Below are 20771 nucleotides of genomic sequence, written 5' to 3'. Positions count from 1 at the left end.
GACCGCTTACGATGTGAGGCAGCCTAGCTTGGCCGGGATTCTGTGCCATATCCCCATGTCGGTTAGCAGCGAGCGCGTGTTACATGTTCAAGATGCATGTAACTCAACTGAAGTAGACCTGCGAAGAACCCTCAAGAGCATGCCCTACGCGCAGCCTGATCGACTGATGAATAGCTATACCTTCCAGCCGCTCTGGTTTCACCCAAACAACTTCGGACGACTCTGAGCTGCCTCGAACGTGCCCGCCCAGTGTGTTGGCACGGAAGCAGATTGAGAACTCCTGCCGCACCTCACCATCGTCGTACGCGATGACGTGGTTCGGGTTCGAGTACAGGCCGATCACCCCGGTCACCTCGCACTCAACGCCGGTCTCCTCGCGCACCTCCCGAACGGCCGCCTGAGCCAACGTCTCGCCAAGTTCAAGCTGTCCACCAGGGATCGCATAGAGGTCGTTGTCGGTCCGCCGGATCATGAGAATCCGGCCTTCGTCATCCTGGATGAACGCGGACACCGCGACCGCGATGCTGTTCGCCTTGGGAGCGTTCGGGTCGTTGTAGTAGTCGACGCGTGCCATGGGTGGCCTCCTAGAAGGTGGCGGGCTTGGCGAGGTTCCAGACGGCTTCGAAGCTCTCGAATACGTCTCGAAGAGGTCCCCAGCGGATAGCCGGCGGGGGTGCAGGGACGGGGCGTGGGCTCCCTGGAAGCCGTAGACGTGCGTGTTGATGATCATCTCGTCGTCGAAGCGGAAGATCGAGTTGTAGAGCGTGGTGTTATGGAAGCGCATTTCCACCCCGATCAGCGCCCGGTAGAACGCCAGCGCGTTGCGGATGCGCGCCGCAAGCGTCCCGTCGCCTAGCTGCTCCTCGTCGCCGCGTAGAGCGACGCTCTCCCCCTCGGGATCTCCGAGAATCAGCCGAATCTTGGCCCCGGCCTGGGCCTTTGCCGTCAGATCCTTGATGAACCGCGGGCGCTCCACCAGGAACAGCGCGGCATGGACCAGGACTTCGACGGTCTCCGAGGCTTCCTTGATCAGCCGGTTCCACAGTTCGACGGGGATGGCGTTGCGGTGCGGAAACACGCGCACGACCTCGGCGGCGGCCGTCTCAGTCTTGCGCTCCGGGGCCACCGAGTCCAGCCACAGGTAGGCCTCGGACTCGCGCGCCATCGCGGCGATCTTGTGCCGATGCTTCGGGTACGGCGTCCGCCCCTTGGTGATCCACCGTTCCACGGTCTTCTGATCGACCCCGGTGGCGTCGGCGACCTGCTTCGGCGTGAGGCCGTTGCGCAGCAGGGCGTCCCGCAGGCGTTCGTTCGACATCCGCCCTCCAGGGACTTTTAGGGACGTCTTCGACCGTACTAAGGACGTCCAGAGATGCCCTGCCGTACGGCGTTCACATCCCGCGTTCTGGGGAAGTGGCGAGAACAGGGAGGTGACCGGCGAACAGAGGCCAGAGACCCTTCGTGACGCGCATGCCGTCGTGGCGACCCGGCGTCCTCGGGCGGAGGTGGAGATGTCGGATTGGCTGAGGTTTCACCAAGCCAACGCCCGCATGTATCAAGAGGTGTCCGATGTGGACCGGGGACACCACCCTGAGCTCAGATACTGGGTGAGTTACGAGGAGCGCAAGGCCGATCCGGTCCAGTCTCGTGAGTGGTAATGACGGTTCTAACCGTCATTACCACTCACGAGGGGTTACATGTTGATCATGTGGCCCGCCAGGCCGTGGATGGCTTCCTTGACGGCCTCGCCCAGGGTCGGGTGGGCGTGGACGTTCCGCGCGATCTCGTGCACCGTCAGGTCCCACTGCTGCGCCAGGGTCAGCTCCGGCAGGAGTTCGGTGACCTCGGGGCCGATCAGGTGCGCGCCCAGGAGTTCCCCGTGTTCGCCGTCGCTCAGGATCTTAACGAAACCGACGGCCTCGCCGAGGCCGTGCGCCTTGCCGTTGGCGGTGAAGGGGAACTTCGCGACCTGGACGTCGAAGCCCTTCTCGCGGGCCTGTTCCTCGGTCCAGCCGAAGCTGGCGATCTGCGGCTGGCAGTAGGTGGCGCGCGGGATCATCACGAAGTCGAGTTCCATCGTCTCGGCGCCCGCGATGGTCTCGGCGGCGACGACGCCCATGGACTCGGACGCGTGCGCGAGCATCAGTTTCGCGGTGACGTCGCCGATGGCGAAGATATGCGGGACGTTGGTGCGGCCGCGGGAGTCGATGGCGATGGCGCCGCGCTCGGTCAGTTCGACGCCGGTCTTGTCCAGGCCGTAGCCTTCGACGCGCGGCTGGAAACCGATGGCCTGCAGCACCTTGTCCGCTTCGAGGACCCGGGATTCGCCGTTCTTCGACACGGTCACCAGCACGCTGTCGCCGGTGTCGTCGATGGACTCGACCTTGGTGGAGGTCAGCACCTCGATGCCGAGTTTCCGGTAGCGGCGCGCGAGTTCGGCGGAGACCTCGGCGTCTTCGAGCGGGACCATCCGGTCGAGGTATTCGACGATGGTCACCTTCACGCCGTAGTTGTGCAGCACGTAGGCGAACTCGACGCCGATCGCGCCCGCGCCGGCGATGACGATGCTCTCCGGCAGCTCGTTTTCCATGATCTGCTGCTCGTAGGTGACCACGCGGTCGCTGCGGGTGGTGCCCGGGAGCAGGCGCGCGGTGGCGCCGGTGGCGATCACGCAGTGGTCGAAGGTGACCCGTTCTCCGTTGACCTCGATGGTGTTGGCGTCCAGGAAGGTGCCGTGCCCGTCGTATTCGGTGATCTTGTTCTTCTTCATCAGGAAGTGCACGCCCTTGACGCGACCGTCCGCGACCTTGCGGCTGCGGTCGAAGGCGGCCTGGTAGTCGAAGGTGACCTTGCCTTCGACCTGGATCCCGAACGACTTCGCCTCTTTGGTCACGATGTGCGCGAGTTCGGCGTTGCGCAGCAGTGCCTTCGAGGGGATACAGCCGACGTTGAGGCAGACCCCGCCCCAGTATTTCTCCTCCACGACCGCCGCGCTCAGCCCCAGTTGCGACGCCCGGATCGCCGCCACGTAACCGCCGACCCCGGCGCCCAGAACAACGACGTCATAGTGTGCGCTCATACTTCGAAACCTACCCTTCGCCGCCTCGGCCCGAAGGGTGAGACTGCCTACTCAGGCGGGCGGCCGGGAGCCCCGGATCTCGACCAGCAGATCGGTCACCGCGGTCATGATCCGCTTGGTCGCCTCTTCCAGCACTTCGCGGGATGGCGAAGGCGTCATGAGGTCCGAAAGATCGACCGGCGGACCCGCGATCAGGTTCACCGTCTTGCGTGGGAAGGCGCGTGGCAGTACGGCGTCTGACGGCAGCAGGTGGTGCGTGCCCCAGTTCGCCAGCGGGATCACCGGGACGCCGGTCTCCAGCGCGATCCGCGCGATTCCGGTCTTGCCGCGCATGGGCCACCCGTCCGGGTGATCGGTGAAGGTCGCTTCGGGGAAGATGACGACACATTCCCCCTCACGCACGGCGCTGACGGCGTCGCGGTACGCGCCCGACGCCGTGGGCGCCCCGCGATAGACCGGGATATGCCTGCCCGAGCGCATCACCGAGCCGACGACGGGCGCGTCCCACAGGCTCGCCTTCGCCAGGTAACGCGGCACGCGGCCGTGTGCGAGGCAGTACGCCGTCACCGTGGTCGGATCGGCGAAGGAGAGGTGGTTCGACGCCACCAGCACCCCGCCGGACGACGGCAGATGCTCCCCGCCGCGCACCCGGAACCGGGTGAACAGCACCAGGAACGGCCAGACGACGTTGATCGCGAGGCTGAACCAGGCGCCCCGGCCGGCGCGGGCGAAGCGCCGGCCGAAGGCGATCATCTGGCGAAAAGTCAGCAAGTCACCCGAAACGGGCCTCAGTGTGGTCCAGCGTTCGCGGGGTATCGGCGCCATGGAGGTAATTCGTAGCCGAACTCGCCCCGGATCGCCTGAAACCACGCGCGAACGCGGTGCGGATCACACGCGCTCGAGGACCACCACGGGGATCTCACGGTCGGTCTTCTTCGCGTACTCGTTGTAGTCCGGCCAGACCGCGGCCAGCTTCTCCCACAGCTTCGCGCGCTCCTCGCCCTCGATGGTCCGGGCCCGCGCGGTGAACTTGTCCGCCTTGACCTGGACCTTCACCTCGGGGTTCGCCACGAGGTTCTTGTACCAGCCGGGGTGCTCCGGCGCGCCGCCCTTCGAGGCGACGATGACCGGGTTGTCGCCGTCGTCGAACTGGTAGATCAGCGCGAACTTGCGGTCCTCGCCGGTCTTACGGCCCTTGGTGGTGAGGATGAGGCAGGGCGCGCCCTTCTCCCAGTCGTGTCCCACCTCGCCATCGGTCTCCTCGTAGCGACGGACGTGCTCGTCACCGAAAAGCATGCGTGTGTTCCTCTCCTCGTCCTGTGGTGCCGCGGCGCCCTGCCAGTTTGACGCGAACCGGTCGGTCGCGCTGATCAACTCGTGCAGGGTGCCGGGTTCGTCGAACGCGTGACCCGAGTCGCCGACCATCACCAGTTCCGCACCGGGGAGCACCTGGCTGAGCTCCCAGGCGGTGATGGCCGGGGTGACCACGTCGTAGCGTCCTTGGACGAGAACGCACGGGATGCCCCGGAGCTTCCCGGCGTCCCGGAACAGCTGATCTTCGGCCAGCCAGCCGCCGTGCCGGAAGTAGTGGTTCTCGATCCTGGCGATGGCGAGCGCGAACTCCGGCTCGGAGAACGCGTCGATCACCTCCTCGCGCGGGCGCAGTTTGACCGTTTCGCCCTCCCACCGGCTCCACGCGACCGCGGCAGGTCCGTGCACCGCGGGATCCGGATGGTGCAGGAGTTCGTGGTAGACCTCGATCAGGTTCTCCTGGCGGCGCGAATACGGCACCGGGTCCAGGAAGCGGGACCACGCCTCGGGGAAGAGGAAGGCCGCTCCGCCGCCGAAAAGCCATTGCAGTTCTTTCACCCGTAAGGTGGCCACTCCGCGCAGGACGAGTTCGGTGACCCGGTCCGGATGCGTTTCCGCGTAGGTCAGCCCGAGCACACTCCCCCACGAGCCGCCGAAGACCATCCAGTGTTCGATGTCGAGATGTGCGCGCAGCCGCTCGATGTCGTCGACGAGGTGCCAGGTCGTGTTGACCGAAAGATCCGCCTCCGGGGTGGCGCAGTTCGGGGTGCTGCGCCCGCAGCCGCGCTGATCGAAAAGGACGATCCGGTAGCGCTCCGGATCGAACAGCCTGCGGTGCCTCGGGTTGATACCACCTCCCGGGCCACCGTGGAGAAAGATCACCGGTTTACCCTCGGGATCGCCGCATTCCTCCCAATAGATCTCATTGCCGTCACCGACAGGCAACATCCCTTGGACGTAAGGTTCGATTTCCGGGTAAAGGCCGCGCATGTCCGCCACTATGCCCCAAACGCCAGCTTGGAGGATCGATGAAGGCCCGCCCCCACGTGACGCTGGAAGATGTGGCGCGCACCGCGGACGTGTCGCTCGCGACAGCGTCCCGCGTACTCAACGGCACCGCCACCGTCCGGGGGGATCTCCGCGAACGGGTGATCGCCGCGGCGGCCGACCTTTCCTACACCCCCAATGCTCACGCTCAGGCGTTGGCCGGTGGCTCACAGCCGACCGTCGGGGTGATCTGTCACGACGTCGGCGACCCGTATTTCGCCGCCATCGCGGGCGGGATCATGCGCGTGGCGAGCGAGAACGACCTTCTGGTGATGCTCGCGAGCACGTTCCGCGATCCGGCCAAGGAAGTCGCCTACGTCTCCACGCTGCGCGCCCAGCGCGCCTCGGCCATCCTGCTGATCGGCTCCGCCTTCGAGGACAAGGCGTGGGAGAAGGCGATGGCCGCCGAACTCGAGCCGTACCGGCGCGGCGGCGGGCACGTCGCCGCGGTCAGCAGGCACCGGGGGCTCAAGGTGGACACCGTCCAGCCCGACAACCGGGGCGGTGGCGCCGCGCTGGCGAAGGTGCTGCTGGACCAGGGGCATCGGCGGTTCGCCGTCCTCGCCGGGCCAAGGAGCCTGACCACCGTCGTCGACCGTCTCGACGGTTTCGCCGCGGAACTGCTGGAGCACGGCGTCGAACTGCGTGAGGACGACGTCGCCGAGGCGGCGTTCACCCGAGACGGCGGCTACGAAGCGATGGAGAAGGTCCTCGCCCGCCCGCGCAAGCAGTGGCCGACATGCGTGTTCGCGGTGACCGACGTGATGGCGATCGGCGCGATGGCCGCCCTGCGCGACGCCGGGGTCTCCGTACCCGGCGAGATGTCGATCGCCGGTTTCGACGACATCCCGGTAGTGCGCGATCTCACGCCGTCGTTGACCACCGTCGCGCTGCCACTGGAAAAACTCGGCGCACGGGCCATGGACCTGGCACTCAAGGCCTCCCCCGGCACCCGGCCGCGGGTGGTGCGGATGTCCGGCGAGGTCGTCCTGCGTGGCAGCACCGCCTCCCCCGCTCGCTGAAACCCTTGTGTGCGGCCCTCGGGGTGACTTACCGTGGTTCGAGAAAGCGCTTTCTCACGCACGCGCCACGGAGACCCGATGACCTTGATCGCCCTGCCCACCGCCGACGGCGGACTGGCGGACTGGACGCCGCGAGGGGCGGAAACGCCCGCGAAACCGGCGGCACCCCCGTCCTCCCGGATCGCCTACGCGGCCGCGCACGTGGTCGCCGACCCCCTCGCCCCCACCGATCCCGAGGAAGGCGCGGTGCTGGACTGGGAGACGACGCTCGCCTTCCGCGAGCACCTGTGGTCCTGCGGACTCGGCGTGGCCGAGGCGATGGACACCGCGCAGCGCGGGATGGGCCTGGACTGGACGACCACCAAGGACCTCATCCGGCGCACGGGCGCGCTCGCGGCCGGGCGGCCCTGGGTCGCGGGGGTCGGAACCGATCAGCTTCCCGCCGGTGACGCGACTTCCGAGTCCATTGTGGACGCATGGCGGGAACAGCTGGACCTGGTCGGCGAAGCCGGGGCCATCCCGGTCGTGATGGCCAGCCGCGCGCTGGCCGCCTCGGCGTCCGGTCCCGAGGATTACCATGCCGCGTACGGGAAACTGCTCTCCGGCGCGGGCAGCCCGGTCCTGCTGCACTGGCTGGGCGAGCAGTTCGACCCGGCACTGGCCGGCTACTGGGGTCACCGCGACGTCCGTGACGCCGCCCGCGAACTGGGCAGGCTCTGCACCGACCACGCCGGGGTGATCGCGGGAGTGAAGGTTTCGGTGCTCGACGCCTCGATCGAGACCGAGTTCCGCCGCGCGCTGCCCGAGGGCGTCGCGTGCTACACCGGCGACGACTTCAACTATCCGGAACTGATCGCCGGTGACGACCAGGGCCACAGTGAAGCACTACTGGGCATTTTCGACGCCGTCGCGCAGGTCGCGGGGGCCGCGCTCGCCCGGCTCGACGAAGGTGACACGGCCGGATTCCACGGTCTGCTGGATCCGACGGTGGCGCTCAGCCGGGCGATTTTCCGCGCGCCGACGAGGAACTACAAGACCGGCGTCGTCTTCCTCGCCTATCTCAACGGGCACCAGAACCATTTCCGCATGGTCGCGGGCCGCGAATCCGCCCGGTCCATCACGCATCTGGCCGAGCTGCTGCGCCTGGCGGACGCCGCCGGGGTGCTCGCCGATCCGGAGCTCGCCGTCGCCCGGATGCGGCCGCTGCTGGCCGCGGCGGGGGTGTCCTGATGGACCGGTTGAGCCTGAACCAGATCACCACGAAGGCGTGGTCGCTGCCGGAGGCCGTGGCGGGCTGCGCCGAGGCTGGCGTCCGCTGGATCGGCCTGTGGCGGGACAAGGTCGCCGAGACCGGTGTCGAGGAGACCGCCCGGCTGCTCAAGGAGTACGACGTCGGTGTGTCGTCGTTGTGCCGTGGCGGTTTCTTCACCGGGATCACCCCGGAAGGATCCCCTGTGGACGGTGTCACGCAGACCAGGGAGGCGATCGACGAAGCCGCCGCGCTGGGTGCGGACGTGCTCGTCCTGGTCGTCGGCGGCGTGCACGGCGACCTCGCGACGTCGAGGCAGCGGGTCGCCGACGCGGTCGGTGAACTCGCCCCCTACGCCGGGGAACGCGGGGTCCGGCTCGGCCTGGAACCCCTGCATCCCATGCAGTGCGCCGAACGGTCGGTCCTGTCCACAGTGGATCAGGCGCTGGCGATCGCGCTGGAGCATCCGGCCGAGCAGGTCGGCGTGATCGTCGACGAGTTCCACGTGTGGTGGGACCCGCGGATCGAGGAGTCGATCGCGGCGGCCACCGGGCGGATCGCCGGATTCCACGTCTGCGACCAGAAGGTGCCGCTGACGGACACCCTGCTCGGTCGCGCGCTGCCCGGTGACGGCCCGATCGACCACCGCCACCTGAAGGCGTGCGTCGAGGCCGCCGGGTACACCGGGCCGATCGAGGTCGAGGTGTTCGACGCCGACCTGTGGCGCCGCCCCGGCGGCGAGGTCCTCGCGGAGACCGTCAAGGCGTATCGCGACCACGTTTCCTGACGAAAGTAAGGGTCGCGCCTTCCCTTGGTGCGGTGTCCGGGCAGCCGTTGTTTCCTAGCGTTCGCGCTATGAATCAACGGCTGCTCTGGTGGCTGGGCACAGCGTTGCTCCTGCTCGCCGTCCACACCGACTGGAACGTCCCCCTCGCCGCCTGGGTGTTCCCGATCTTCCTGCTCCGCTACGCCCGGCGGGCGCCCCTCCGGCGCGCGGTCCTGATGGTCGGGCTGTCCCTGCTGATCGGGCAGGTCTTCTGGCTCGGTGTCACCGGACTGCTGTTCGTCCTGCCGGCCTTGCTCGCCTTCGGCCTGCTCGTGCTGCTGCAGACGGTCGCGTTCGCGGCCGACCGCCTGCTCGCCGAACGTGCCGGCGCGCTGAGGACCTTGGTGTTCCCGGCGACCCTCGTGGCAGGCGAATACCTCTTCACGCTGGTCACCGGGTTCGGCGACTTCGGCGCGCTCGGCAGCACCCAGTCCGGGAATCTGCCGCTGCTCCAGGTCGCGTCCGTGACCGGCGTCTACGGCATCACCTTCGTCCTCGCGTGGTTCGCCTCGGTGGCGAACACTATCTGGACGGAGGGGTGGCCACCCGTCAAGCGCACGGTCCTCGTCCACGTCTGCCTGCTCGGCCTGGTGTTCGCCGCGGGCGGCGCGCGGTTGCTGTTCGACACCCCCACGGCCTCTACGGTGCGGATCGCGGGGATCAGCCCCGCCAAGGAGGCCGACGGGGCGAGTTCCGACGCGCTGGAGCGGATCGGCGTGAAATATTGGCGTGCCCAGGAAGTGAGCGCGGCGGATCCCGCCGCTGTCGGCGCCGCCTTCGCCCCGGTCACCGAAGATCTCATCGCCAGGACACGGCAGCAGGCGTCGGCGGGCGCGAAGATCGTGGTCTGGCCGGAGACCCACGCCCGGGTCCTGGAACGCGATCAGGCGGCGCTGCTGAACCGGGTCGGCGCCGAGGCGAAGCAAGCGGGTATCCACGTCGAACTCGCCTACGCGCTTTACACCGCGCAGGCTCCCTACATCCGGAACGTGGCGGTGCTCGTCGGCCCCTCCGGCGAAGTGCTGTGGACTTACGACAAGACGCATCCGACACCGATGGAGCCGATGACGCCCGGCCCCGGCGTCGTGCCGACCGCGGATTCGCCGTACGGACGACTCGCGACGATCATCTGCTATGACGCGGATTTCCCCAGCCTGACGCGCCAGGCGGCGGACAAGGACACCGCGCTGCTGCTCGTCCCCGCGAACGACTGGGAGGGCTTCGCGGCCCTGCACGCGGAAAAGGCGACGTTCCGGGCGGTGGAAAACGGTTTCCCGCTGTTCCGCCAGTCCACCCACGGGATCTCCACGGCTGTGGACAGCCACGGACGAGTGCTCGGAAAGACGGACTATTTCCGCACCGACCAGCAGACGCTCGTCGCGGATCTGCCGGTACGGCCGCGAACGGAGACCGTGTACAGCGCCATCGGGGACGTGTTCGCCTGGCTGTGCCTCGCCGCGGCCGCACTCTGTCCTTTATGGACATATCGACGCAACCGTTAGCCTCCCGTTACAGAGCGGGTGGCCTTCGTAACGTCATAGCCGAAAAGAACAGTGTTCAACGGTTAAGCTCCTCCGCATGCCGAAGCTGCTGGTGGTGGAAGACGACGACGCGATCGGCGGCGTGCTCGAATCGACCTTGCGCCTGCACGGTTACGAGGTCTCGTGGCAGCGCGACGGGCGCACCGCGCTCGCGGCCGCGGCCGCCGGGGACATCGACTTCGTCCTGCTCGATCTCGGGTTGCCGGATCTGGACGGGGTCGAGGTCTGCCGTCGGCTGCGTGCCGAACTCCCCGGTGCCGTCCTGGTCATCCTCACCGCCCGGCAGGAGGAGATGGACGTCGTCGTGGGCCTGGAGGCCGGGGCCGACGACTATCTCACCAAACCCATCCGCCTCGGCGAACTGCTCGCCAGGGTGCGGGCGCATCTGCGGCGCGGGACGGCGCCGCCGGAGAGCAGGCCCGCGATCGCCGTCGGGCATCTGCGGGTGGACACCGCCGGACGGCGGGTCAGCATCGGAGGCCGGGAGATCTCTTTGCGGGCCAAGGAATTCGACCTGCTCGCCCGGCTGGCCGAGCAGCCGGGCGTCGCGGTCAGCCGGGACACCCTGATGTCGGAGGTGTGGGACGCGCACTGGTACGGCTCCACGAAGACCCTCGACGTCCACATCGCCGCGCTGCGGCGGAAGCTGACCGAGTCGGCGCCCACTCCCGAGCAGGCGCCGCGGATCTCGACGCTGCGCGGCCACGGCTACCGCCTCGAACAGCCCTTCGACGGCTGACGTCAGTAGTCGCGGAGGTCGGAGACCTCGTCGCGGGCGGCGAGCTGCGCGATCCGCGCCGACGCCGCCACGCACGACACGAGCACCACCGCCGCCAGCAGGCCGAAGTAGCCGTGGGGCGAAGGGGTCCGCTCCACCTGTGCGAAGAGGACGAACAACACGCCCAGCAGATGCCCGGCGATCAGTCCCCCGACGCCGACGATCAGCGCGTCGCCCGCGATGAAGGCCGCCACCTGACGGCGTTTCCCGCCGAGTGTGCTCACGATCAGCAAGTCGCGACGGCGTTCGTTGAGCGCCAGCCCGAACGACGGTCCCGCCGCGGCGGCCGCGAGCACGAGGGACGCCAGCATGTCCACAGTGGCCGCGTCGCAGCCGTCCCCGGTGAAGGCGGTCGAGATCGCGAACGCCACCGCCAGCGCGACCAGCACCACCGAGCGCGCCAGCATCGCGCTGCGCCACGAAATGGACAGCGCGAGTACCCCCGCGAGCCCCGAGACGAGCGGCCTGAGCACGCCGCCGATCACCCGTTTTCCCTTGCGCAGCCCCAGCTCCACCAGCCGCCACAGCAGCATCGTGCCGCCTGCCCAGCCGAGCAGCGGCCAGAAGAACGCGAGCGCGAGCAGGAGGATGTCGAGACCGTAGGGCGACCACCAGGGCGGGCCGTCGTCGGCGGGGACGAAATACCACTCGCGCAGCACCGCGGGCAGGAAGGCCAGTGCCGCGACGACCGGCCCCGCGAGCAGCAGGAGAACGATTTCCCAGACGAACGGCAGATCGGGCGTGGCGAGGAATCCGCCCGCCAGTGACAGCAGCACCCCGGCCACGCCGCCGGCCAGCCCGGCGGCCGCGGCTTCGGCCGACGCGAGCGCGAGGACCTGACCGCCGGTCGCGCCGCGGGCACGCAGCAGGTCCTGATCCGAGCGCAGTGACCGCTCCGAGGGGGTGGCCAGCAGCACCACGAGCGCCATCGCGGGAACCCACGGCGGGGCCGGGTTCCCCGTCCAGCCGTGCACCGCGAGCAGCGTGACGACGATCGCGACCCCGGCCGCGGACACGCCGAGCCGGGCGGGACGCACGCGCGCGATCCCGCCGACCCACAACGCCATCGCGGCGATCACCGGTCCCGCACCAGCTTCCCGTCGACCATCACCCAGCACTCACCGAACAACCCGGCCGGGGCGGGCTCGGCCGTGGCCACCAGCAGCCCGGCGGACAGCCGGTCCGCCGCGCGCACGAGCCGGTCCAGCAGCCGCTCCCCCGCGGGCCTGTCCAGCCACCCCGCCGGGTCGTCGGCGAGGATCAGTTTCGGCGCCGGTGCCAGCGCCCTGGCCAGCATGGCCAGCCGCATCTGCTCGCCGGTCAGGTCACGGGGGGCCTTCTTGGCGAAGCCGGCGAGACCGACCAGGTCGAGGGCGTCGTCGACGGCGTCACGGACGGCGGTGCCGGTGCGGCCCGCGAGGACCAGCGGCAACGCGACATTGAGCCGGACGTCGAGATCGCGCAGGAGCCCGCCGTCCTGCAGGACCAGCCCGATCAGTTCGGGACCCGGCGGCTCCGGCTCGAACGACGGCCACTCGATCGTGCCCGCCGTCGGTTTCTTCATCCCGGCGAGCAGATGCAGCAACGTGGTCTTCCCGGATCCGGCCCGGCCGGTCAGCACCGCGCGGGTCTCCGCGGCGATCGCGCAGCAGACGCCGTGCACCGCCACCACCGCGGTCAGCCCGGTGCCATAGGTGTACGCCAGTTCCTCGGTGCGGACCAGCGGTGTCGTCACGCCACTCTCACGATCCGGTGCGCGGCCGCCGCGATGTCGGGATCACGGGTCGCCACGACGACGGCCGTCCCGCGCCGGGCGACGGTGCACAACAGGTCCATGAGTTCGAGCGCGGCCAGCCTGTCGAGTTCGCCCGCCGGTTCGTCGGCGAAGACGACCTCGGGCGAGCCCGCCAGCACGACGGCGACCCCGGCCCGCGCGACTTCCAGCGCCGACAGGGTGGCCGGATAGGCGTCACCGCGGCCGGCCAGGCCGGTCAGCGCAAGCAGGTCAGTGGCGTTTTCCGGGGCTTTCTCGGGAGCACGGCGGGCGGCGAGCCTGCCCGCCAGCACGACGTTCTGCCCGACGGTGAGGTGGCCGAAGAGATTTCCACGCCTGAGCAGCACGCCGACGCCGCGGCCACCGAGAGGGGTGTCGCCTCCTCCGGCGGGCAGCACTGCCACACACTCGCCCGGGACGGCGAACCGGACGAGGGGGACGGATCCGGGCCCCGGGCCTGCCATGACGGCGGCACGTCGGCGCATGGCCCCAAGGTAAGGCGAACGGGGTCAACATCGCCTTGATCTGAGGTCAACGGACGGCAAAATATCGCGTCTGACGGGTGATCCTCTTCCTCGTCGGCCACACTCTGTCCGTGCGCCGACGGATCGTGACCCTCACCGTGCTGGCCGCGGTGCTGGCGATCACCCTCTTCGGGGTGCCGCTGGCCCTCGCGGTCGCCAAGTTCCACGAGAGCATGTCCACGCACGACCTCGAACGCGCCGCCGACACCGTCGCCCTCGCGGTGACCGGTGACCTCGCCAACGGACGGGTCCCGGAGCTGAGGCCCGCCGAACTCGGGCCCGAGGGCCAGACCCGGACCCTGGGCATCGTGATCGGGGTCTACTCGCCGACCGGCAGGCTCGTCACCGGCCAGGGCCCGGCACACGCCGACGACTTCGTCCGCAGCGCCCGCGACAGCGACCGGGCCAGCGGGCTCCTGGGCGACGAGGTGGTCCTCGCCGAACCCGTGCTCAGCGGGCCGGCGGTGGTCGGGGTGATCCGCGCCTCCCATCCCCGCGCCGTCCTGGACGACCGGATCCGGGCGACCTGGCTGAAGATGGCCGGGCTCGCGGGGATCGCGATCGGGGCCAGCTGGCTGATCGGGCTCAGGATCTCCGCCCGGCTGGCGCGGCCGCTGGAGGAGCTGGCCGTCACCGCCGAACGCCTCGGCGAGGGCGATTTCACCGTGCGTACCCGCCGCACCGGGGTCCGGGAAATCGATCAGGTCGCCGAAGCACTCGACGTCACCTCCGAGCGGATCGGCGAGACGCTGGAGCGCGAGCGGACGTTCTCCTCCGACGCCTCCCACCAGCTGCGGACGCCGCTGACCGGGCTGCGCCTGCAGCTGGAGGCGGCGCTGGAGAGCCCCGACCGCGACCCCTACGCGACCATCCGGGACGGCATCGCGTCGGCCGACCGGCTGGAACGCACCATCGACGACCTGCTGGCGCTGGCGACCCAGAGCCGGGCCCCGCGGGCCCTGCTGGACCTGGGCAAACTGTTCGAAGAGGTCCGCCAGACCTGGCACGGTCTGCTCGCCGGACGTGGCCGGGCGCTGCGGATCAGCGGGCGCGAGGCCCTGCCCGCGCGGGCGGCGGACGCGGCCGTCCGGCAGGTGCTCGCCGTGCTGCTGGACAACGCGGCGACGCACGGCCACGGCACGGTCACCGTCGTCGCCCGCGACGCCGGGGACGCGCTGGCCATCGACGTGAGCGACGAGGGCGCCATCCCCGACGGGGCGGATCCGTTCGTGACCAGGGACGAGGCGCAGGGGCACGGGATCGGGCTGCGGCTGGCGCGGAGCCTGGCCGAGGCGGAAGGCGGGCGGCTGCGGCTGTCCAGTCCGGCACCGACGACGTTCACGCTGCTTCTGCCCGCCGAACGTCCCTCACCGCGAGAAGAAGGCCCGGGCCTGGCGAGCTAGGGGGGGTTACTCGCCAGGCCGGGCCGGTAGGAGGCAAACGCGCCCCGACAGCGCGCACGGCATGCCACCTGAAAGAAGACGGTAAAGACCAACGGGCCAACAGACGGTACACGCCGGATTAACTGACACTTTGCTTTTCGATGTCACAGGAATTCAGCGACCGTCAAGCCGGGCTGAATCGATCGTGGGAAGATATGACGTATGACCACCGAGCCGGCGCCGAGATGGCGGAGACTGGAACCGGACGAGCGTAAGGAACAGATCTTCGCCTGCGCGGCCCGCCTTTTCGCGGACCGTCCCTACTCGGAAGTGTCCACATCGGACATCGCGGCCGAGGCCGGGGTCGCCAGGGGGCTCATCAACCACTACTTCGGCACGAAACGCGAGCTGTACCTGGAGATCATCCGGCGCGCGCTGACCGTGCCGCGGCTCGCCGTCGAGATCCTGCCCGACGGCCCGCTCGAACTGCGCGCCGACGTCGCCATCGACTGGTTCCTGGACATGGTCACCAGCCAGGAGAAGATGTGGCTGGCCGCGATCGCGCCGGAGGGCATCGGGCGGGACCTCGAAGTCGAGCGGATCCTGGAGGAGGCCGATCGCGAATCGGCGGACAGGGTGCTCGAAGCCGTCGGCCTGTCCCGCGAAAGCGAGCACGGACAGGAGCTGAACGCGCTGGTCCGCGCGTTCGGCGGGATGGTCAAGGCGGCGGGCCGGGAATGGCTCGTCCGCGGTTCGCTCGATCGCGGGCAGGTACACACGCTGCTCAGCAAGTCACTGGTCACCCTGGTCGGCGAGGTCTTCCCCGAGATCCAGCGCGCCGCCCCGCGAAGCTGACCGGAGAAGCCCCCGGCACCGCGAGGGGGAGGTTGGTGCCAGGGGCTCCGGACCGGCGGCGAACCCCCGGTATCACTCCACACTACGCCGATCCGGCGTCACCCTTGGTGTCGAACTTCGAAGACCGTCTCACGGTCACTCAGCTGGGCGAGCCGGTGCTCCAGCCCGTCGAGACAGCGCTCGACCGCGTAACCGTAGAGGCGTTCGTAGTACCCGGCCGCGAGATCGGGGTCGGCGACCAGCGCCGCGATCGACTCGCCGAGCGCCGCCATCCCCGGCAGGTCGTCGCGGTGACGGTACGCCGCGTAGCCCTCGCTCCGGTCGAGCTGCAGCGCCATCGCGCTCTCGCGGTCGTCCTCCATCGCGACGAACTGGCAGGCGGTGGCGAGCAGCAGGTTGTAGGCGAACGGCGCCTCGGCGCCGAACCCGGCCGCGAGCAGACGGCCGATACCGGTGTCCATGGTCGGCACCGCGGCCTCGACCGTCGGCCCGAACAGGGCCAGCCGTCGCGCCGAACCGGGATAGCGGCGCAGCACGGTGCGCACGGTGGGCAGGAATTCGTCGAACCAGGCCCGCCACGGCAGGGTCTTGTCGGGCAGGGTCAGTTCACCGACCACCCGGTCCAGCACCGCGACGACCACGGCGTCCCGGTCGCCGACGTGGTGGTAGACCACCGCGGGGTAGGCGTCGACCGCGGCCGCGAGCTGCCGCAACGTCCAGTTCTCCAGGCCCGACTGGGCCGACAGCTCCACGGCGGCGTCCACGATCCGGTCTCTGGTGACCGCCGGCCGCCCGGAGGCCGCGCGTGACCGGGAGCGGGAACCCACGTCTTCGGGGAAAGTCGGCATGCGGTCAACCGTAACCGGCCGGTGGCACGGCGGTGGACATCCGGGCAGGATCGGCGCCATGCCCCGTGCGCGCGTGAACGGCCTCGAACTCGAGTACGACACCTTCGGCTCCCCCGCGGACCCACCGCTCGTCCTGGTGATGGGACTGGGCGCCCAGATGGTCACCTGGGAGGAAGGCTTCTGCGAACTGCTCGCCGAGGGCGGGATCCACGTCGTCCGGTTCGACAACCGCGACATCGGCCTCTCGTCCTATCTGGACGATCTCCCCGTCCCGGACCTCGGCGCCCTCGCGGCGGGCGACCTGACGACGGCGCCGTACCTGCTCTCGGATCTCGCGTCCGACGTCACCGGCCTGTTCGACGCGCTCGGCTTCGACCGCGCGCACGTCGTCGGCGCTTCGATGGGCGGGATGATCGTGCAGCAGCTCGCGATCGACTCCCCGGAGCGGTTGCTCAGCCTCACGTCGATCATGTCGACCACCGGGGATCCGTCGGTCGGGCATCCGGAACCCGCCGCGCTCGCCGCGCTGACCAGGCCGCCCGCCGCCACCCGCGAGCAGGCGATCGAAGACGGTGTCGCGTGGTTCAAGCTCGTGGGTTCGCCCGGTCACCCCTCCGACGAGGAGTACCTGCGGATGAGGGCGGCGCGCAACTACGACCGGGCGAACCACCCGGCGGGCGGACTGCGGCAGGCCGCCGCCGTCGTCGCCTCGGGTGACCGCACGATGAAGCTGCGCGAGGTCCGCGTCCCGGCTTTGGTCATCCACGGCGAGAGCGATCCGCTGATCAACGTCAGCGGCGGGAAGGCGACCGTGGCGGCGATCCCGGACGCGGAACTGGTGCTGTATCCCGGAATGGGGCACGAGCTGCCGCGGCAGCTGTGGCCCGCGATCACGGGCGCGATCCTCGCGCACGCGCGGAAGGCCTGAGGCGTCAGGCTTTGTGGCGGTCAGGGGCCACTTTTCAGCACATGATGGCTCTTTTCTCCCCGGCAGGAACTTGGGCGGTTCGGGAGCCGGCGCTCCAGGCTCACAACTGTCCACAGAGGACGCGAGTCAACGAGAAATGTCCGCTTGCCTCCAGTTTGACCGTATCCTCAAGTACGTGAAGGCCCCCTTGCCTACCCTCAAGGTAGTGAAGGAGGCCTTCACGTACTTCTTCACGTCACAGGGGCTGATCACGCACGCGCGGAAGGCATGGGGCGTCAGGCTCGGCGGCCGGGGGGCGTGTGGGTTTTGCTTCATCTAACGCAACAAAATCCACACAGTCCCGTATCGCCACTCCCGACCATCAGAATTCCGTCAGGATTCCCGGCCTCCGCGTAGGGAACCCGTTCACGCGGACCGCACGTCCGGTGACGCGGAGTTGACTGTGCGGATGAGGAATTCCGACGGCTTCGGTTTCCCGTTCGGTTGCGCTTCCGTAGTCGGCGCGGCATCGCTGGCCGGGCTCCTCGGTGGGGCCGAGCGACAGGGTTTCTCCTTGGCGGCACTGGGTTTCGTCGTACTCGTCACCGGAGTGGTCACGAGTGTGGCCGCCGCGGCCGGAACCGGGGTGATCGCCTGGAGCGTCCATTCTGGATTCGCCGTCGGCACGCTCGGCGAACTCCAGTTCACCGCCGAGACCGGGGTGGCCGCGGTCGTGTTCTTCGGCGCGACGGCGACCGGCGCGGTCGCCGGGGCGGCACGGCGCGGCCGGTGGCTTCAGCGGGCGACGACCATCGCGACCACGGTCGTGAAAGAACCGCCGACGTTCAAGGTCAGCACGTTCCGCGCGCCCTCGACCTGAAGCGGCCCGGCCGTGCCCGCGACCTGGCGCGCGGCGTCGTGCACCATCCGCACCCCGGTCGCGCCGACCGGGTGACCGAGGCCGAGCAGCCCGCCGCCGGGGTTCACCGGGAGGACGCCGTCGCGCGCGATCCCGCCGGATTCGATCAGCCGTCCCGCCGTTCCGGGCGGGGCCGCGCCGAGATGTTCCAGCGCCACCAGCGCGGTGATGGTGAAGCAATCGTGCAGTTCGACGACGTCCATCTCCTCGGCGCCGGAGACCTCCGCGCGCCGGTACGCGTCGAGTACCGCACCGCGCAGATGCGGGAACAGGTACTCCTGCCCTTCGGCGCGATCCAGCTTGCCCCGCAACGACAAATGCGCCGTCCGGTGGCCGAATCCGGCCAGCCTCGGGACCTCCGCGAGGTCGCGGCCCGCGCGTTTCGCCCACTCGGCGGCGAAGTCCGGCGACGCCAGCACGATCGCGGCCGCGCCGTCGGAGATGCGGCCGCAGTCGTTCTTGCGCAGCACGCCTTCCACGACCGGGTTCAGCCGGTCGTCCTGGCCGAACGAACCGTCGGGGAAGGTCCAGTCGCGCGCCTGCGCCATCGGGTTGAGCGCGGCGTTCGCGAACGCGTTCCGCGCGAACAGGCCGAGATGCGCGGGATCGAGGCCGTATCGCCAGTCGTAGACGTCCGCGACGTCGGCGAACAAGGCGGGCCAAGGGAATTCGGCCGAGCGTGCCTCGGCGCCGACCCAGGCCGCGGAGCCGAGGTGCCCGGCCGCGGACCGCGCGTCGACGTTGCGCATGAGTTCGAGCCCGGTCACCAGCGCGACGTCGTAGCGGCCGGATTCGAGGTCGGCGCTCGCGGCGAGCACCGCCGTCCCGCCGGACGCGCAAGCGGCCTCGTGCCGGACGCTGGGCACGCCGTCCAGATCCGGGATGGCCGCCACCAGCAGCCCGCCGAGCTGGGCCTGGCCGGTGAACAACTCGGCGGCCAGGTTCGCCACGTGGGCGACGCCGATCTCGCCCGCCTCGACCTGCGCGTCCACCAGGGCGTCCGGGACCACTTCGGCGAACATCTCGAAGAGCCCGCCGCCCTCTTTCGCGAAGTTCCGCGCGAAATCGGTCTGTGCCCCGCCCAGTACGAAGACCGTCATCGGCCCGGTTCCACCCTTTTGACGCCGTGCCCGGGTCGCCCCGCCCCCTGGAAGGGGCGACCCGGACCGCGGCTTTCCGGATCACTCAACTACGGGAAGGTTCCAGCTGGTCCGCCCGGACCCAGGTCGCGTGAAAACCGAGCGGGACACGCTGGGGCAGCAGGACCCTGGCCACGGGTCCGGCAGCGAGATCGGCGGCGTCGAAGATGTCCAGCTCCGAGCGCCCCTCACGCTCGTCCTGGACGAAGGTCACCAGATAGCCGTCATCGGAATCGGCGGCCGCGCCGTCGCGGGGTGCGAACGGCGCCTCACTGCCCCACCGGCCCGCACCGAAGCGATGTTCGGTCTTGGAGCCGGCATGATTGTCGTAGCACACCAGGCCGTCGAACTTCAGCGTCGACTCCGGCGAGATGTGCACCGCGTAGGAGAAGCGATTCCGGCCGCCGACCACCCTCGAGTCGACGGACGGAAACTCGGTGTTGTCGTCGTCGAGCTGGTTCTCCAGGCACTGTCCGGTCCGCAGGTTGAACCGGTAGCGGTGCAGGGAGGCGTCCAGCCGCAGGTACGACAGCATCTTGGCGAGCGGGGTGCGGGCGTCGGCTGCCGGGGCGGCCAATTGATCATGCGGACGCTGGACGCGGCAGACGTCGAGGATGATTTCCTCGTCCTGCTCCCAGGAATTGACGACGTGGTAGATGTAGCAGGGGTCGGCTTCGAACCAGCGGATCTGGCTACCGTTACCGTAGCGAGGCAGTACCCCGAACCGGCTCGGCAGCGACCGGTCGAACAGCAGCCGGAGACGGCCGTTGCGCGCCGCCTCCGGGTCATGGATCAGCGGCAGATCCATCAGGATCGCGTAGTTCTCGGTGATCGCCATGTCGTGCGGCAGGCGGGGACCGGGGAGTTCGATCTCGGTCGTGCTCGCGACCTTGCCGTCCGCGCTGATCACGCCGTAGCGCAGGTACGGCGGCCGCGGCCCGTAGTCGAACCAGAACATCTCGCCGGTGCGCTCGTCGACCTTCGGATGCGCCATCATGTCGCCGACCAGCGTGCCGAGGAAGTTCTCGGCGCCCAGCGTCTCCAGGGAGAGCGGGTCGATCGCGTACGGCGTCCCGCACATGTACCAGGTGGAGAGCACCTGGCCGCGGTGGAAGATCAGGTCGGTGTTGGCGCTGTCCTTGACGTTCAGGCCGTGGGAGTTGCCGAAGGGATTGCCCTTCGGCGATTCCATGATGCCCTTCCACAGCGCCTTCCCCGCCTCGGATTCGGCTTCGAAGGCCTTCGTGCGGATCCAGCGGTTGCGGTAGCGGGCCTTGCCGTTCTCCAGGTGGACCGCGTGGATCATGCCGTCGCCGTCGAACCAGTGGTAGCGGCCTTCCGGCTCGAACCGCGGGTTGGGCCCGTTGCGCAGGTACACCCCGTTGAGATCCGCGGGGATCTGGCCGATGACCTCGAGATCGCTCGCGTCGATCTCTTCGCCGACCGGGGCGTAGACGCCCATCAGATACGGGTTGACCTCGGGTTCCGCGGCGGTGGCCGCCACGAGGATCGGCTGTTCGGAGGCACTCGTCATCGGTTTCTCCCCGGCGGGTTCGCGTTGACCGATTGG

20 protein-coding genes and 2 pseudogenes are annotated in these 20771 nt (G+C 69.3%); 10 read left to right on the top strand and 12 right to left on the bottom strand.

The window, feature by feature from the left end; all coding sequences use genetic code 11:
* Window positions 1–103: 103 nt before the first annotated feature.
* On the bottom strand, window positions 104–574 hold the full coding sequence (locus L324_RS23980; protein ID WP_037312853.1) for an NUDIX hydrolase: 471 nt from the start codon (window positions 572–574) through the stop codon (window positions 104–106).
* A gap of 10 nt (window positions 575–584) precedes the next feature.
* Window positions 585–1318: pseudogene (locus tag L324_RS23975) on the bottom strand (XRE family transcriptional regulator).
* On the opposite strand from L324_RS23975, the gene L324_RS44030 reads away from it, so the two are divergent.
* Window positions 1248–1658 carry an AMED_5909 family protein gene (locus L324_RS44030; protein WP_328286157.1) on the top strand — a complete coding sequence of 137 codons (411 nt, stop codon included), beginning with the start codon at window positions 1248–1250 and terminating at the stop codon, window positions 1656–1658. The pseudogene L324_RS23975 and the gene L324_RS44030 overlap by 71 nt on opposite strands.
* Window positions 1659–1693: 35 nt before the next feature.
* On the opposite strand, the gene lpdA is transcribed toward L324_RS44030, so the two are convergent.
* The 4 genes and pseudogenes from lpdA to pip form a co-directional block, all read right to left on the bottom strand.
* Window positions 1694–3079 (bottom strand): dihydrolipoyl dehydrogenase, encoded by a 1386-nt coding sequence (lpdA, locus tag L324_RS23965; protein ID WP_037312848.1) that lies wholly within the window; start codon window positions 3077–3079, stop codon window positions 1694–1696.
* Window positions 3080–3130: 51 nt separating this feature from the next.
* Window positions 3131–3904, bottom strand: a complete 774-nt coding sequence (locus tag L324_RS23960; RefSeq protein WP_037312845.1) for a lysophospholipid acyltransferase family protein — start codon at window positions 3902–3904, stop codon at window positions 3131–3133.
* 63 nt (window positions 3905–3967) lie between these two features.
* On the bottom strand, window positions 3968–4375 hold the full coding sequence (locus tag L324_RS44325) for a nitroreductase family deazaflavin-dependent oxidoreductase (protein ID WP_438938464.1): 408 nt from the start codon (window positions 4373–4375) through the stop codon (window positions 3968–3970).
* Window positions 4376–4441: 66 nt separating this feature from the next.
* A pseudogene (gene pip, locus L324_RS23955) lies at window positions 4442–5380 on the bottom strand (prolyl aminopeptidase); the annotation flags it as partial.
* Window positions 5381–5418: 38 nt separating this feature from the next.
* On the opposite strand from pip, the gene L324_RS23950 reads away from it, so the two are divergent.
* From L324_RS23950 to L324_RS23930, 5 genes are all read left to right on the top strand, one after another.
* Window positions 5419–6459 (top strand): LacI family DNA-binding transcriptional regulator, encoded by a 1041-nt coding sequence (locus tag L324_RS23950; RefSeq protein WP_037312839.1) that lies wholly within the window; start codon window positions 5419–5421, stop codon window positions 6457–6459.
* A 78-nt stretch (window positions 6460–6537) separates the two neighbouring features.
* Complete coding sequence (locus L324_RS23945) at window positions 6538–7689, top strand: dihydrodipicolinate synthase family protein (RefSeq protein WP_037312836.1); 1152 nt, start codon at window positions 6538–6540, stop codon at window positions 7687–7689.
* On the top strand, window positions 7689–8495 hold the full coding sequence (locus L324_RS23940; protein WP_037312833.1) for a sugar phosphate isomerase/epimerase family protein: 807 nt from the start codon (window positions 7689–7691) through the stop codon (window positions 8493–8495). Before L324_RS23945 ends, L324_RS23940 begins: the two co-directional genes overlap by 1 nt.
* A 68-nt stretch (window positions 8496–8563) precedes the next feature.
* Window positions 8564–10036, top strand: coding sequence for an apolipoprotein N-acyltransferase (locus L324_RS23935; protein WP_037312830.1), 1473 nt, complete (start codon window positions 8564–8566; stop codon window positions 10034–10036).
* A 76-nt stretch (window positions 10037–10112) separates the two neighbouring features.
* Window positions 10113–10814 carry a response regulator transcription factor gene (locus L324_RS23930; protein WP_037312827.1) on the top strand — a complete coding sequence of 234 codons (702 nt, stop codon included), beginning with the start codon at window positions 10113–10115 and terminating at the stop codon, window positions 10812–10814.
* A 2-nt stretch (window positions 10815–10816) separates the two neighbouring features.
* Here L324_RS23930 and L324_RS23925 read toward each other — a convergent pair whose 3' ends face one another.
* The 3 genes from L324_RS23925 to L324_RS23915 are packed head-to-tail and all read right to left on the bottom strand — an operon-like array spanning window position 10817 to window position 13112.
* The gene (locus L324_RS23925) at window positions 10817–11932 is read right to left on the bottom strand and encodes an FtsX-like permease family protein (protein WP_037312825.1); all 1116 of its coding nucleotides are present in this window, start codon (window positions 11930–11932) and stop codon (window positions 10817–10819) included.
* Entirely contained in the window at window positions 11929–12588 is a 660-nt protein-coding gene (locus tag L324_RS23920; protein WP_037312823.1) for an ATP-binding cassette domain-containing protein, read from the bottom strand. The genes L324_RS23925 and L324_RS23920 overlap by 4 nt, the downstream gene beginning before the upstream one ends.
* Window positions 12585–13112 carry a P-loop NTPase family protein gene (locus tag L324_RS23915; protein ID WP_037312820.1) on the bottom strand — a complete coding sequence of 176 codons (528 nt, stop codon included), beginning with the start codon at window positions 13110–13112 and terminating at the stop codon, window positions 12585–12587. Before L324_RS23915 ends, L324_RS23920 begins: the two co-directional genes overlap by 4 nt.
* 77 nt (window positions 13113–13189) lie before the next feature.
* Here L324_RS23915 and L324_RS23910 point away from each other — a divergent pair, with 77 nt between their 5' ends.
* Together L324_RS23910 and L324_RS23905 are read left to right on the top strand one after the other, a co-directional pair.
* The gene (locus tag L324_RS23910) at window positions 13190–14554 is read left to right on the top strand and encodes a sensor histidine kinase (RefSeq protein ID WP_037312817.1); all 1365 of its coding nucleotides are present in this window, start codon (window positions 13190–13192) and stop codon (window positions 14552–14554) included.
* A gap of 201 nt (window positions 14555–14755) precedes the next feature.
* A complete protein-coding gene (locus L324_RS23905) occupies window positions 14756–15388 on the top strand; it encodes a TetR/AcrR family transcriptional regulator (RefSeq protein ID WP_037312814.1) in 633 nt (210 codons plus the stop codon).
* Between the two features lie 98 nt (window positions 15389–15486).
* On the opposite strand, the gene L324_RS23900 is transcribed toward L324_RS23905, so the two are convergent.
* Complete coding sequence (locus L324_RS23900; RefSeq protein ID WP_037312811.1) at window positions 15487–16236, bottom strand: TetR/AcrR family transcriptional regulator; 750 nt, start codon at window positions 16234–16236, stop codon at window positions 15487–15489.
* A 58-nt stretch (window positions 16237–16294) separates the two neighbouring features.
* On the opposite strand from L324_RS23900, the gene L324_RS23895 reads away from it, so the two are divergent.
* Window positions 16295–17164, top strand: coding sequence for an alpha/beta fold hydrolase (locus tag L324_RS23895; protein WP_037312808.1), 870 nt, complete (start codon window positions 16295–16297; stop codon window positions 17162–17164).
* A 448-nt stretch (window positions 17165–17612) separates the two neighbouring features.
* Window positions 17613–18023 carry a hypothetical protein gene (locus L324_RS23885; RefSeq protein ID WP_051174074.1) on the top strand — a complete coding sequence of 137 codons (411 nt, stop codon included), beginning with the start codon at window positions 17613–17615 and terminating at the stop codon, window positions 18021–18023.
* Here L324_RS23885 and L324_RS23880 read toward each other — a convergent pair.
* Window positions 17939–19162: an acetyl-CoA acetyltransferase gene (locus L324_RS23880; protein ID WP_037312802.1), complete on the bottom strand. Its 1224-nt coding sequence runs from the start codon at window positions 19160–19162 to the stop codon at window positions 17939–17941. The genes L324_RS23885 and L324_RS23880 overlap by 85 nt on opposite strands.
* A gap of 85 nt (window positions 19163–19247) precedes the next feature.
* Window positions 19248–20735, bottom strand: coding sequence for a carotenoid oxygenase family protein (locus tag L324_RS23875; RefSeq protein ID WP_037312800.1), 1488 nt, complete (start codon window positions 20733–20735; stop codon window positions 19248–19250).
* Between the last annotated feature and the right edge of the window lie 36 nt (window positions 20736–20771).

It is taken from the genome of Amycolatopsis orientalis DSM 40040 = KCTC 9412, from assembly GCF_000478275.1.
In the GTDB taxonomy this organism is placed as follows: Bacteria; Actinomycetota; Actinomycetes; order Mycobacteriales; family Pseudonocardiaceae; genus Amycolatopsis; species Amycolatopsis orientalis.
Note: the sequence above shows the minus strand (reverse complement) of the source record. Positions and strands in the feature narration are given on the sequence as shown.

Coding starts and splice junctions, on each gene's coding strand:
- L324_RS23980 (WP_037312853.1), bottom strand. CDS start 574: ATGGCACGCGTCGACTACTACAACGACCCGAACGCTCCCAAGGCGAAC.
- lpdA (WP_037312848.1), bottom strand. CDS start 3,079: ATGAGCGCACACTATGACGTCGTTGTTCTGGGCGCCGGGGTCGGCGGT.
- L324_RS23960 (WP_037312845.1), bottom strand. CDS start 3,904: ATGGCGCCGATACCCCGCGAACGCTGGACCACACTGAGGCCCGTTTCG.
- L324_RS44325 (WP_438938464.1), bottom strand. CDS start 4,375: ATGCTTTTCGGTGACGAGCACGTCCGTCGCTACGAGGAGACCGATGGC.
- L324_RS23950 (WP_037312839.1), top strand. CDS start 5,419: ATGAAGGCCCGCCCCCACGTGACGCTGGAAGATGTGGCGCGCACCGCG.
- L324_RS23945 (WP_037312836.1), top strand. CDS start 6,538: ATGACCTTGATCGCCCTGCCCACCGCCGACGGCGGACTGGCGGACTGG.
- L324_RS23940 (WP_037312833.1), top strand. CDS start 7,689: ATGGACCGGTTGAGCCTGAACCAGATCACCACGAAGGCGTGGTCGCTG.
- L324_RS23935 (WP_037312830.1), top strand. CDS start 8,564: ATGAATCAACGGCTGCTCTGGTGGCTGGGCACAGCGTTGCTCCTGCTC.
- L324_RS23930 (WP_037312827.1), top strand. CDS start 10,113: ATGCCGAAGCTGCTGGTGGTGGAAGACGACGACGCGATCGGCGGCGTG.
- L324_RS23915 (WP_037312820.1), bottom strand. CDS start 13,112: ATGCGCCGACGTGCCGCCGTCATGGCAGGCCCGGGGCCCGGATCCGTC.
- L324_RS23905 (WP_037312814.1), top strand. CDS start 14,756: ATGACCACCGAGCCGGCGCCGAGATGGCGGAGACTGGAACCGGACGAG.
- L324_RS23900 (WP_037312811.1), bottom strand. CDS start 16,236: ATGCCGACTTTCCCCGAAGACGTGGGTTCCCGCTCCCGGTCACGCGCG.
- L324_RS23895 (WP_037312808.1), top strand. CDS start 16,295: ATGCCCCGTGCGCGCGTGAACGGCCTCGAACTCGAGTACGACACCTTC.
- L324_RS23885 (WP_051174074.1), top strand. CDS start 17,613: ATGAGGAATTCCGACGGCTTCGGTTTCCCGTTCGGTTGCGCTTCCGTA.
- L324_RS23880 (WP_037312802.1), bottom strand. CDS start 19,162: ATGACGGTCTTCGTACTGGGCGGGGCACAGACCGATTTCGCGCGGAAC.
- L324_RS23875 (WP_037312800.1), bottom strand. CDS start 20,735: ATGACGAGTGCCTCCGAACAGCCGATCCTCGTGGCGGCCACCGCCGCG.